Below are 12998 nucleotides of genomic sequence, written 5' to 3'. Positions count from 1 at the left end.
ACGTTTACGGCAGGACTTTGGCAGACAGGATAACAATCGGTTTTGACGGGACATTCTGGTAAGGACCAACATCATGGGTCTGCACCTGAGAGATCTTATCCGCGACATCCATACCTTTCACAACTTTACCGAAGACCGCGTACCCAAAGTCGCGCTGGCCGTGATCGAGGAACGCATTGTCTGCAATATTGATAAAGAACTGGCTGGTCGCGCTGTCTTTATCTGCTGTACGCGCCATGGCAATCGTGCCGCGGGTATTACGCAGTCCGTTATCAGCTTCATTCTTGATTGGCGGGTTAGGTTTCTTCTGCTGCATCTGCTCGGTAAAACCGCCGCCCTGCACCATGAAGCCAGGGATCACGCGGTGGAACGTGGTGTTGTTATAGAAACCGCTGTTGACATAATCGACAAAGTTTTTCACTGAAACTGGGGCTTTCTGACTGTTCAGCTCCAGCTCAATGTTACCGGCAGAGGTTGTCAGCAGGACATGCGGGTCACCTTTTGCTGCCAGTGCTGCGGGAGAAAGAGCAGAAAGAGCGAGAACAGCTGCAACAGCCGCCAGAGTCGATTTGAGCATGAGAATTCCTTAACAAGAGCAGAAATGAAGCAAGTGAATTGATTCTAAAGAGCCTTCAAGAACAAGGCCATCCCTTTACTTAATTTTACGTACTTGAAACAAATGTAACCTTATAGCCTCAAGATTCAATGCGATCTAGATCACATAAAAAAATGTAACGTAGCAAGTAATTACCAATAAACATTTAAATGCATCACTAAAGCGCCTAAAATCTGCCCGCTCACGGCGCAGTCAATGCGCCTAACACTTCTATACAGGCCAGTCATGACTAACAGCAATCGCATCAAGCTCACATGGATTAGCTTTCTCTCCTACGCCCTGACAGGCGCGTTGGTAATTGTCACCGGGATGGTGATGGGAAACATCGCAGATTACTTCCATTTGCCCGTTTCCAGTATGAGTAACACCTTCACCTTTCTGAATGCCGGCATTCTGATCTCTATTTTTCTGAATGCATGGCTGATGGAAATTGTGCCACTGAAAACCCAGTTGCGCTTTGGCTTTATCCTGATGGTTCTGGCGGTCGCCGGACTGATGCTCAGCCATAGCCTGGCCTTGTTCTCAGCCGCCATGTTTGTACTGGGTCTGGTGAGCGGTATCACCATGTCGATTGGTACGTTCCTGGTGACTCAGATGTACGAAGGTCGCCAGCGCGGTTCCCGCCTGCTGTTTACTGACTCCTTCTTCAGCATGGCCGGCATGATTTTTCCGATGGTGGCAGCATTCCTGTTAGCGCGCAGCATCGAATGGTATTGGGTTTATGCCTGCATCGGCCTGGTATACGTCGCCATTTTCCTGCTGACCTTCGGTTGCGAATTCCCGGCGCTGGGTAAACACGCGCAGCAACCGGACGCGCCTGTGGTAAAAGAAAAATGGGGCATTGGCGTGCTGTTCCTGGCGATCGCCGCGCTGTGCTACATCCTCGGTCAGTTGGGCTTTATCTCCTGGGTGCCGGAATACGCCAAAAGTCTGGGCATGAGCCTGAACGACGCAGGTAAACTGGTCAGTGACTTCTGGATGTCTTACATGGTTGGCATGTGGGCATTTAGCTTTATCCTGCGTTTCTTCGATTTGCAGCGCATCCTGACCGTACTGGCGGGTGTGGCTACCGTCCTGATGTATCTGTTTATCACCGGTACGCCGGAGCATATGCCGTGGTTCATTCTGACGTTGGGCTTCTTCTCCAGCGCGATTTATACCACCATCATTACCCTCGGCTCCCAGCAGACGAAGGTCGCATCACCTAAACTGGTTAACTTCGTTCTGACCTGTGGCACCATCGGTACTATGCTCACCTTCGTGGTCACTGGCCCTATCGTGGCGCACAGCGGTCCGCTGGCGGCATTGCAGACGGCTAACGGCTTGTATGCGGTCGTATTCGTGATGTGCTTTATTCTTGGGTTCGTCACGCGTCATCGCCAGCATAACGCACCCGCAACGCATTAATCTGAGTGCCGGATGGCGATGCTAACGTATCTTCTCCGGCCTATTCCCGCGCCCTCTTCTTTCTCTGGTGCTGTAGGCCAATTCTTACAAAAACCCCTTAATTTGTACGCTATTTATACAAATACGAAAAGCCTGTTAATTCCGTAACTTATAAAAATGCAGTTAAATCAGCCATATACCTCTTAAGGAGTATATAAAGGCGAATTTGATTTGCATCAATAAGCGGGGTTGCTGAATCGTTAAGGTAGGCAGTAATAGAAAAGAAATCGAGGCAAAAATGAGCAAAGTCAGACTCGCTATTATCGGTAATGGTATGGTCGGCCATCGCTTTATTGAGGATCTTCTTGATAAATCCGACGCTGCCAATTTTGATATTACCGTCTTCTGTGAAGAACCCCGCAAAGCGTACGACCGTGTCCACCTGTCGTCCTACTTCTCCCACCACACCGCCGAAGAACTTTCTCTGGTGCGTGAAGGATTCTACGAGAAGCATGGCGTTAAGGTGTTAGTGGGCGAGCGCGCAATCACCATCAACCGCCAGGAGAAGGTGATCCACTCCAGCGCGGGTCGTACGGTCTATTACGATAAGCTGATCATGGCGACAGGCTCTTATCCGTGGATCCCGCCGATTAAAGGTTCGGAAACCCAAGACTGCTTCGTTTACCGCACCATCGAAGACCTCAACGCCATTGAGTCTTGCGCGCGCCGTAGCAAACGCGGTGCCGTCGTCGGCGGTGGCCTGCTGGGTCTGGAAGCCGCCGGTGCGCTGAAAAGCCTCGGCGTTGAAACCCACGTGATTGAATTTGCCCCGATGCTGATGGCCGAACAGTTGGATCACATGGGTGGCGAGCAGTTACGTCGCAAAATTGAAAGCATGGGCGTGCGTGTCCACACCAGCAAAAACACTAAAGAGATCGTCCAGGAAGGCACCGAAGCGCGCAAAACTATGCGTTTTGCCGACGGTAGCGAACTGGAAGTCGATTTCATCGTCTTTTCTACCGGTATTCGCCCACGCGACAAACTGGCCACCCAATGCGGTCTCGACGTTGCGCCGCGCGGTGGTATTGTGATTAACGATACCTGCCAGACTTCTGATCCGGACATCTATGCCATCGGCGAATGCGCCAGCTGGAACAACCGCGTGTATGGTCTGGTCGCTCCAGGCTACAAAATGGCGCAGGTTGCCGTTGACCATATTCTCGAAACCGAAAACGCCTTTGAAGGCGCGGATCTGAGCGCCAAGCTGAAGCTACTTGGTGTTGACGTCGGCGGGATTGGCGACGCGCATGCGCGCACGCCGGGCGCCCGTAGCTACGTCTATCTCGACGAAAGCAAAGAAGTCTACAAACGCCTCATCGTTAGCGAAGATAACAAAACCCTGCTCGGGGCGGTTTTAGTCGGTGACACCAGCGATTACGGCAACCTGCTGCAGCTGGTGCTGAACGCCATCGAACTGCCGGAAAACCCAGACTCACTGATTCTGCCAGCTCACGCGGGCAGCGGTAAGCCGTCTATCGGTGTCGATAAACTGCCGGACAGCGCGCAGATTTGCTCCTGCTTCGACGTCACCAAAGGCATGCTGATCGCCGCTATCAACAAAGGCTGCCACACCGTTGCGGCGCTGAAAGCTGAAACCAAAGCTGGTACCGGCTGCGGCGGGTGTATCCCGTTGGTAACGCAGGTCCTGAACGCTGAACTGGCGAAACAGGGGATCGAAGTTAACAACAACCTGTGTGAACACTTCCCGTACTCGCGTCAGGAACTGTTCCATCTGATCCGTGTAGAAGGAATTAAAACCTTCGAAGAGCTGCTGGCAAAACACGGGAAAGGCTACGGCTGTGAAGTGTGTAAACCAACCGTAGGTTCCCTGTTGGCCTCCTGCTGGAATGAGTACATCCTCAAACCACAGCACACGCCGCTGCAGGACACTAACGACAACTTCCTGGCGAACATCCAGAAAGACGGTACCTACTCCGTGATCCCGCGCTCTGCGGGCGGAGAAATTACTCCTGAAGGCCTGGTGGCCGTGGGCCGTATCGCGCGTGAATTTAACCTGTATACCAAAATCACCGGTTCTCAGCGTATCGGCCTGTTCGGCGCGCAAAAAGATGACCTGCCGGAAATCTGGCGTCAGCTGATTGAAGCGGGCTTTGAAACCGGTCACGCATACGCCAAAGCGCTGCGTATGGCGAAAACCTGCGTAGGCAGTACCTGGTGCCGTTATGGCGTCGGCGATAGCGTCGGATTCGGCGTGGAGCTGGAAAACCGCTACAAGGGCATTCGTACCCCGCACAAAATGAAATTCGGCGTCTCCGGCTGTACCCGTGAATGTGCGGAAGCACAGGGCAAAGACGTGGGTATCATCGCCACTGAGAAAGGCTGGAACTTGTACGTTTGCGGTAACGGCGGGATGAAACCTCGTCATGCAGACCTGCTGGCAGCGGATATCGACCGCGAAACGCTGCTCAAATACCTTGATCGTTTCATGATGTTCTACATCCGTACCGCCGACAAACTGACCCGAACCGCACCATGGTTAGACAACCTGGAAGGCGGTATCGAATATCTGAAATCGGTCATCATCGACGACAAACTGGGGCTAAACCAGCACCTGGAAGAAGAGATGGCCCGTCTGCGTGAAGCGGTGGTCTGCGAGTGGACAGAGACGGTTAACACCCCATCCGCACAGGTTCGCTTCAAACACTTTATCAACAGCGATCAACGCGATCCGAATGTCCAGGTTGTGCCTGAACGTGAACAACATCGCCCGGCCACGCCCTATGAGCGTATCCCGGTGACTCTGGTGGAGGAAAACGCATGAGCCAGTGGAAAAACATCTGCAAAATCGATGACATTCTGCCTGCAACAGGCGTCTGCGCCCTGTTAGGTAGCGAGCAAGTTGCGATTTTCCGCCCGTATCACAGCGACCAGGTGTTTGCGATCAGCAACATCGACCCGTTCTTCGAGTCCAGCGTGCTTTCTCGTGGACTGATTGCTGAACATCAGGGCGAATTGTGGGTCGCCAGCCCGCTGAAAAAACAGCGCTTTCGCTTAAGCGATGGTCTGTGCATGGAAGACGAACAGTTCTCCGTGAAACATTACGAAGCGCGAGTGAAAGACGGCACGGTGCAACTGCGCGGTTAATAACTTTTTGGGAGGCGCAACGCCTCCCCTTTTTTGACGTATTTGTAGGTCTTTTATTTGTAGGCCTGATAAGCGTAGCGCTATCCGGCCTACGGTTACGATTTCTTTTTATTGTTTGTACTTCAAGGATAATCAACACATGTTCACAGACACTATTAATAAGTGTGCGGCTAACGCTGCGCGCATCGCACGCCTCTCGGCTAATAACCCGCTCGGATTCTGGGTCAGTTCGGCAATGGCAGGGGCCTACGTCGGTCTCGGCATCATTCTTATTTTCACCCTCGGTAATCTGCTCGACCCGTCCGTTCGTCCTCTGGTAATGGGTGCAACCTTTGGTATCGCTTTAACGCTGGTCATTATTGCCGGTTCGGAACTGTTTACCGGTCACACCATGTTCCTGACGCTTGGCGTTAAAGCGGGCACCATCAGTCACGGTCAGATGTGGGCAATCCTGCCAAAAACCTGGCTGGGTAACCTGGTCGGATCCGTGTTTGTCGCTCTGCTTTACAGTTGGGGCGGCGGTAGCCTGCTGCCGGTCGATACCAGCATCGTCCATTCGGTGGCGTTGGCGAAAACGACCGCGCCAGCAACGGTCCTGTTCTTTAAAGGCGCGCTGTGTAACTGGTTGGTTTGTCTGGCAATCTGGATGGCAATTCGTACCGAGGGCGCAGCAAAATTCCTCGCTATCTGGTGGTGTCTACTGGCGTTTATCGCTTCCGGTTACGAGCACTCGGTTGCCAACATGACGCTGTTTGCCCTCTCCTGGTTCGGCCACCACAGCGAAGCCTATACCCTGTCAGGAATTGGTCATAACCTGTTGTGGGTGACACTCGGTAATACTTTGTCCGGTGTCGTATTCATGGGATTGGGTTATTGGTATGCTACGCCAAAATCGGAGCGTCCTGCTCCGGCAAAAATCAACCAGCCAGAGGCTACTGCCAATAATTAAGGGGTAATGTCGTGGATCATTTGCCTATATTTTGTCAACTACGTGACCGCGACTGCTTGATCGTCGGCGGTGGTGATGTCGCAGAACGCAAAGCGCGGTTACTGCTGGAAGCGGGCGCCCGTATAACGGTTAATGCGCTGGCGTTTATTCCGCAGTTCACCGTATGGGCAGATGAAGGCATGCTGACGCTGGTTGAGGGACCGTTCGACGAGTCCCTGCTCGACACCTGCTGGCTGGCTATTGCCGCCACCGATGACGATGCCGTCAACCAAAGCGTCAGCACCGCCGCAGAATCACGTCGTATTTTCTGCAACGTGGTCGATGCGCCAAAAGCAGCCAGTTTTATCATGCCCTCCATTATCGACCGCTCGCCGCTGATGGTGGCGGTCTCCTCCGGCGGTACATCGCCGGTGCTTGCCCGTCTGCTACGTGAAAGACTTGAATCTGTGCTGCCTCAGCATCTGGGCCAGGTCGCGCAATATGCAGGCAAGTTACGCGCCCGAGTGAAAGAACAGTTTGCCAGCATGGGTGAACGTCGCCGCTTCTGGGAAAAATTGTTCGTGAATGACCGCCTGGCGCAGTCGCTGGCGAACAGTGACCAGAAAGCCGTCGAGGAAACCACCGAGCAGTTGCTCAGTGAACCGTTGGACCATCGAGGCGAAGTAGTGCTGGTTGGCGCCGGTCCTGGCGATGCCGGGCTGCTGACGCTGAAAGGTCTACAGCAGATCCAGCAAGCGGATGTCGTGGTTTATGACCGTCTGGTATCCGACGACATCATGAACCTTGTACGCCGCGATGCCGACCGGGTGTTCGTCGGTAAACGCGCGGGCTACCACTGTGTACCGCAGGAAGAAATTAACCAGATCCTGCTGCGTGAAGCGCAACAGGGCAAACGCGTCGTGCGCCTGAAAGGTGGCGACCCGTTCATCTTTGGCCGTGGTGGCGAAGAGCTGGAAACCCTGTGTCATGCCGGTATTCCATTCTCCGTTGTGCCAGGTATTACCGCAGCATCCGGTTGTTCCGCCTATTCCGGCATTCCACTGACCCATCGAGATTACGCCCAGAGTGTACGTCTGGTCACCGGGCACCTGAAAACCGGCGGCGAGCTGGACTGGGAAAACCTGGCGGCAGAGAAACAGACGCTGGTGTTCTACATGGGCCTCAATCAGGCGGCTACTATCCAGGAAAAACTGATCGAATTTGGCATGCAACCCGATATGTCTGTCGCGCTGGTAGAAAACGGTACCTCCGTGAAGCAACGCGTTGTTAACGGGGTGCTTTCGCAACTCGGCGAACTGGCGCAGCAGGTTGAAAGCCCGGCGCTGATTATCGTCGGCCGCGTGGTTGGACTACGCGATAAGCTGAACTGGTTCTCGAACCATTAATTGAATGCTCAAAAATGCCCTGATATTGGACTGCCCCTATAAAGTTGGACAGTTCATATTCAGGGCATTTATTTATCTTCCGATAGAAATAAATCAAAAACCGATACACGCTATATACTCGCCTCAGTAGCCCAACCGTTAATCATTAATTAAATATATCTTTAAAACATTTAAATTCATTGAAATAATATTTTATATAAAACTTGTTATGTCCTAATCCGGACTACTTTAAGTTTATTTTAGTTGATATCTTAACCGCCGAGAAATGGATTTCATCCATTTAAAAATAGATATCTTACAAGGATTTTAACATGCTGAAATTTGCAAAAATCACTATCGTTGCTGGTGTTCTGGCTACGCTGACCGCGTGTACTGGTCATGTCGATAACAAAAAAGATAACTGCACCTACGATTACTTCCTGCATCCGGCAATTTCTATTTCTAAAATTATTGGTGGCTGTGGCCCGGCTGCAGATCTGTAACAGAAGCGATTGCGCAGATACAAAAAAACCGGGAAATCCCCGGTTTTTATATTTATAGGTTAAATGCTCATTCACACGTTACCGCACTTCTCGCCGAGCAGGTAGCGGGCCAGGGTTGTCAGTCCCCTCCTCTTTTAAATATCCGACGCATTTTATATCTTCAGTAAATTGAATATTTATATCTTCATTAAAGTGATTGATATAAGGAAATATGCAAACGGCGAGGCGCTTCATATTTTTTGAGATTCACCAGCGAACAGGCGAAAAAAAACCGGGTAGAACCCGGTTTCTTCAGCAACGCAGAGCGCATTACGGCTTGGCGACAAAACCAATCGCTTCGTAAACCGCTTTCAGCGTAACAGACGCGCGTGCGCTGGCTTTTTCCGCGCCATCTTTCATCACCTGCTGCAGGAAAGCTTCATCGTTACGGAAACGGTGATAACGCTCCTGAAGCTCGGTCAGCATGCCGGAAACGGCCTCTGCGACTTCACCTTTCAGATGACCATACATCTTGCCTTCAAAGTGCTGTTCCAGCTCCGGAATGCTCTGGCCGGTGACGGCAGAGAGGATATCCAGCAGGTTGGAAACACCCGCTTTATTCTGCACGTCGTAGCGTACAACAGGCGGCTCTTCGGAGTCGGTCATCGCACGTTTGATTTTCTTAACCACGGATTTCGGATCTTCCAGCAGGCCGATCACATTGTTGCGGTTGTCATCCGACTTGGACATTTTCTTCGTCGGCTCCAGCAGCGACATCACGCGCGCACCGGATTTAGGAATGAACGGCTCAGGCACTTTGAAGATGTCGCCATACAGGGCGTTGAAGCGCTGGGCGATATCGCGGCTTAGTTCCAGATGCTGTTTCTGATCTTCGCCAACCGGTACCTGGTTGGTCTGATACAGCAGGATGTCTGCCGCCATCAGCACCGGATAATCAAACAGACCGGCGTTGATGTTCTCCGCATAGCGTGCGGATTTATCTTTGAACTGGGTCATACGGCTCAGCTCGCCGAAATAGGTGTAGCAGTTCAGCGCCCAACCTAATTGTGCGTGTTCCGGTACATGAGACTGGACGAAAATGGTGCTTTTTTCAGGATCGATACCGCATGCCAGATACAGCGCCAGCGTATCGAGCGTTGCTTTACGCAGCTGCTGAGCATCCTGACGAACGGTGATGGCATGTTGGTCAACGATGCAGTAGATGCAATGGTAGTCATCCTGCATGCTCACCCACTGACGCAGCGCACCCATATAGTTGCCAATGGTCAATTCACCTGAGGGCTGTGCGCCACTAAAAACGATGGGCTTAGTCATTTTTTGATTCCTGATTTTCGCTATGCGGAAGCCCGAGAACGGGCAGTAGTTCATTAATACGGTCGTAAATAACGTCGGGTTGGCTCAGCGCGATCGACTCGCCGTAGTTGTAGCCATAAGTCAGACCAACGGACGGACAGCCAGCAGCTTTTGCCGCCTGAATATCATTACGTGAATCCCCTACGAAGAGCAATTGCTCAGGCTTAATGCCAAGCTTGCTTGCTACCAGCAGTAGCGGATCCGGATGCGGTTTTTTATTCTGCACGTCGTCACCACCGATGACCACGCTAAAGTATTTGGCGATATCTAACGCCTCAAGCAATGGCGCGACAAACGGGGTCGGTTTGTTGGTCACCAGACCCAGCGGCAATCCTTTCGCATGCATCGCGCCCAGCGTGTCGGCAACATCAGGGAACAGGAATGTCCCCTCTTCTGCGACATCGCCGTAGTATCTGTCGAACAGCTTACGCAAAATACGCACCTGTTCTTCAGCGGGGATATCATCATCAACGGGCAGTTTACCCATTGTCTTACGTAGTGTGGCGCGCTCCTGACGCGACCACGCCAGCGCGCGCTCCATCAGTACATCTGCACCGTTGCCAATCCAGGTGATAACGCGTTCTTCACCGGCAATCGGCAGTTCCAGCGCATACAGCGCCATATCCACCGCTGCGGTTAATCCCGGCGCGCTGTCGACCAGCGTACCGTCGAGGTCAAATGCCACGCCCCGAATATCCTGAAACTTATCCATGACTTACCTTCGCCAGTTCATTGCGCATTTCATCAATGACTTTTTTGTAGTCTGGTTGGTCGAAAATAGCAGAGCCTGCGACAAACATATCTGCACCCGCCGCCGCGATTTCACCAATGTTGTTCACCTTGACGCCGCCGTCCACTTCGAGGCGGATATCGTAGCCAGATTCATCAATACGACGACGCACTTCGCGCAGCTTATCCAGCGTTTGTGGGATAAAGGACTGCCCGCCAAAGCCTGGGTTAACGGACATCAGCAGGATCACATCGAGCTTATCCATGACGTAGTCCAGATAGCTCAGCGGTGTTGCCGGGTTAAACACCAGGCCCGCTTTACAGCCATGCTCTTTGATCAGCTGTAAAGTGCGATCGACGTGCTCGGAGGCTTCCGGGTGAAAAGTAATGATGCTCGCGCCGGCGGCGGCGAAGTCCGGGACAATACGATCGACCGGTTTCACCATCAGATGAACGTCAATCGGGGCAGTAATGCCATATTTACGCAGCGATTTCAGTACCATCGGGCCGATGGTCAGGTTTGGTACGTAGTGATTGTCCATGACATCGAAGTGCACGACGTCGGCACCGGCAGTCAGCGCTCTCGCGGTGTCCTCACCCAGGCGGGCAAAATCAGCCGACAGAATTGAGGGGGCGATCAAATACTGTTTCATCCGCTTCTCCTTGAGAATTATTTCTTCGCAGGCGTTACAACTCCTGGTTTATACAGTGCCAGCAGTTCGTTCACCTTTTTACGCGTGCCGCCATTGCTGCTAATGCTGCGCCGCACTTTGACCTGAAAATGTTTCGCCGATCGGTACCATTCGCGGGTATCGGGCGTGTCATGGTTCGAAATTAACACCGGGATCTGCTTACTGACCAGCTTTTCTGCCATCTCGGCCAGATGTGCCTGCTCTTTTGGGCTAAAGCTGTTGGTATGATACGCGGTGAAATTTGCCGTCGCCGAAAGCGGTGCATAAGGCGGGTCACAATAGACCACAGAGTTGCTATCCGCACGGTCCATGCACTCTTCATAGGAGAGACAATGGAACTCCGCATTCTGCGCTTTTTCAGCAAAATGGTACAACTCGGCTTCCGGGAAGTAAGGTTTTTTATAACGACCAAACGGTACATTAAACTCGCCGCGCAGGTTATAACGGCACAATCCGTTGTAACCAAAGCGGTTCAGATACAAGAACAGCACTGCACGGCGGAACGGATCCTGACTGGCATTAAATTCTTCTCTGAACCGATAGTACACCTCAGCCTGATTAGTTTCAGGCATAAACAGCTCACGCGAAGCCTGCACATACTCATCGGTACGTGTCTTCACGATGTTATAGAGACTGATGAGGTCGCTGTTGATATCGGCAAGAATATAACGAGAAAAGTCGGTGTTGAGAAACACCGACCCGGCACCCACGAAAGGTTCAATCAGGCATTCACCCTGAGGTAAATGCCGTTTGATATCATCAAGCAGGGGGTATTTTCCCCCTGCCCATTTCAAAAAAGCGCGATTTTTTTTCATGCTGACTAACTAATTACACCTTCTCCGGCTGTGGAGAAAGCTCCGACAGCATCCTGCGCTTTAGTCTTTGTCCCGCAATTGGGCGAAACAGCAAACCATTGCAGAACATATCCTATCTTACTTCAAATCGGCCTGAACCTGGTGCAGCGGTTTTGCCCACGGATTTTTCGCCTGAATATCGGCGGGTAGCGTAGACACTGCACGTTTCGCATCTTCTTTAGACGCATACACGCCTGTTACCAGAACATACCACGGTTGACCGTTACGCGTCGTCTGATACACCACGTAGTTTTTCAGGTTTTCTTTCTTCGCCCAACCGTTAAGGTTGTCGTAGTTAGAAGAACTGCTGAGCTGCAGCGTGTAATGGCTGGACGGCGCAGATTTTAACGCTCCGACATTTCCTGCACTTTTCGCTCCACCAGCAACAGGTGTTGACGTTGTTGCCGTCGCAGTTGGCGCAGGCGTTGTAGTCGCGGTTGCTTTCGGCTCAACGGTCGCCTTCGGCGTAGCGGTAACCACAGGTGCTTTGGTTGTGGTCGTCGGCGCAGTTGCAGTTGGTTTTGCCTGAGCAACAGGTTTCGGCTCTGTCTGCGTCGCTTTCACCGTAGTTTGCGGTTTGCTCTTCGGCTCAATAACGGCCTGTTTACGTTCCTGGTGTGTCGCAGCAGGGCGTTCAGCCGTTTCCGTTTTCGCAGTCTGGCGCACAGCATTACCATTACGAACTGGCGCAACGGTCGCCGGTTCGGTCGGCAGCGTAGAGTTAACCACTACATTGTTAACCTGCTCCTGGCCTTGCGGTTGCGTCAGAGCGTTGTTCAGATCGCCCTGCACTTCAACACGCTGCTGGCCTTCAGTTGCCGCAGGTGTCTGACCTTGAGTTGGGGTAGAGGAAATCGGCGGTAGGGAAACATCCTGCTGGGTATTGCCAGCGGTCTGCTCAGCGCCTGCTGCAGGCGTAGTCGTGCTCGCCTGATCCGTCGCGTTATTGCCAGAAAGATCGATGCTCTTCTCGCCAGATCCAGCCTGCTCACTGGGAGATGATGATGGGGCTTTCAGCGCGGAACCGATACCGATGATCAGCAGCAACAGCACCAGGACACCGACACCCATCATCATATACTGACGAGAGGCAGGCTTGCTGGCGGGTTTCTTACGCTTGCGCGGACGGCGTTCTACACGCTCTTCATCCACGTCATCGTCATCAGATTCATACTCTTCTTCAATGTCCCGTTCTTCTTCACGCTCTTTACGTGCGCGCGCAGGACGGCGATCGTCAGCATCCAGATCAACATCATCAAAATTGATTTGCGGCTCATTATCGCGTTCAGACGATTGACGAGAACGACCAGTACGACGATCGCTGGGATCGGGTTTCAGCTCGTCTTCTGGTTTGAATTCATCCATTTAACACCCCACTCAAAGGTTA

The 12998-nt window shown here is 52.3% G+C and carries 12 protein-coding genes; 6 read left to right on the top strand and 6 right to left on the bottom strand.

Going from position 1 to position 12998, the window contains the following annotated elements; genetic code table 11:
* Nucleotides 1–4: 4 nt before the first annotated feature.
* Nucleotides 5–577 carry a peptidylprolyl isomerase A gene (ppiA, locus tag HV352_RS01650; protein ID WP_019078158.1) on the bottom strand — a complete coding sequence of 191 codons (573 nt, stop codon included), beginning with the start codon at nt 575–577 and terminating at the stop codon, nt 5–7.
* 264 nt (nt 578–841) lie between these two features.
* Here ppiA and tsgA point away from each other — a divergent pair, with 264 nt between their 5' ends.
* The 6 genes from tsgA (at nt 842) to HV352_RS01620 (ending at nt 7983) form a co-directional block, all read left to right on the top strand.
* Nucleotides 842–2023, top strand: coding sequence for an MFS transporter TsgA (gene tsgA / locus HV352_RS01645; protein WP_016154778.1), 1182 nt, complete (start codon nt 842–844; stop codon nt 2021–2023).
* Nucleotides 2024–2300: 277 nt separating this feature from the next.
* The gene (gene nirB, locus HV352_RS01640; protein ID WP_016154779.1) at nt 2301–4844 is read left to right on the top strand and encodes an NADPH-nitrite reductase large subunit; all 2544 of its coding nucleotides are present in this window, start codon (nt 2301–2303) and stop codon (nt 4842–4844) included.
* Nucleotides 4841–5167: a nitrite reductase small subunit NirD gene (gene nirD, locus HV352_RS01635; RefSeq protein ID WP_016154780.1), complete on the top strand. Its 327-nt coding sequence runs from the start codon at nt 4841–4843 to the stop codon at nt 5165–5167. Before nirB ends, nirD begins: the two co-directional genes overlap by 4 nt.
* 139 nt (nt 5168–5306) lie before the next feature.
* Nucleotides 5307–6116, top strand: coding sequence for a nitrite transporter NirC (gene nirC, locus HV352_RS01630; protein ID WP_047415976.1), 810 nt, complete (start codon nt 5307–5309; stop codon nt 6114–6116).
* An 11-nt stretch (nt 6117–6127) separates the two neighbouring features.
* A complete protein-coding gene (gene cysG / locus HV352_RS01625) occupies nt 6128–7501 on the top strand; it encodes a siroheme synthase CysG (protein ID WP_016157628.1) in 1374 nt (457 codons plus the stop codon).
* Between the two features lie 311 nt (nt 7502–7812).
* Nucleotides 7813–7983, top strand: coding sequence for a YhfL family protein (locus HV352_RS01620; protein ID WP_016154783.1), 171 nt, complete (start codon nt 7813–7815; stop codon nt 7981–7983).
* Between the two features lie 309 nt (nt 7984–8292).
* Here HV352_RS01620 and trpS read toward each other — a convergent pair whose 3' ends face one another.
* The 5 genes from trpS to damX form a co-directional block, all read right to left on the bottom strand.
* Nucleotides 8293–9297, bottom strand: a complete 1005-nt coding sequence (trpS, locus tag HV352_RS01615) for a tryptophan--tRNA ligase (RefSeq protein ID WP_016154784.1) — start codon at nt 9295–9297, stop codon at nt 8293–8295.
* Nucleotides 9290–10048 (bottom strand): phosphoglycolate phosphatase, encoded by a 759-nt coding sequence (gene gph / locus HV352_RS01610; RefSeq protein WP_016157629.1) that lies wholly within the window; start codon nt 10046–10048, stop codon nt 9290–9292. The genes trpS and gph overlap by 8 nt, the downstream gene beginning before the upstream one ends.
* On the bottom strand, nt 10041–10718 hold the full coding sequence (rpe, locus tag HV352_RS01605; protein WP_003023561.1) for a ribulose-phosphate 3-epimerase: 678 nt from the start codon (nt 10716–10718) through the stop codon (nt 10041–10043). The genes gph and rpe overlap by 8 nt, the downstream gene beginning before the upstream one ends.
* A gap of 17 nt (nt 10719–10735) precedes the next feature.
* Nucleotides 10736–11572 carry an adenine-specific DNA-methyltransferase gene (dam, locus tag HV352_RS01600; RefSeq protein ID WP_016154786.1) on the bottom strand — a complete coding sequence of 279 codons (837 nt, stop codon included), beginning with the start codon at nt 11570–11572 and terminating at the stop codon, nt 10736–10738.
* 117 nt (nt 11573–11689) lie between these two features.
* The gene (gene damX / locus HV352_RS01595; protein WP_103766934.1) at nt 11690–12976 is read right to left on the bottom strand and encodes a cell division protein DamX; all 1287 of its coding nucleotides are present in this window, start codon (nt 12974–12976) and stop codon (nt 11690–11692) included.
* Nucleotides 12977–12998 lie beyond the last annotated feature (22 nt).

Origin of the sequence: Citrobacter sp. RHBSTW-01044, assembly GCF_013781945.1 — a bacterium.
GTDB lineage: Bacteria > Pseudomonadota > Gammaproteobacteria > Enterobacterales > Enterobacteriaceae > Citrobacter > Citrobacter braakii.
The sequence above is the reverse complement of the archived record's forward strand: the minus strand, read 5'-3'. Positions and strand labels throughout refer to the sequence as shown.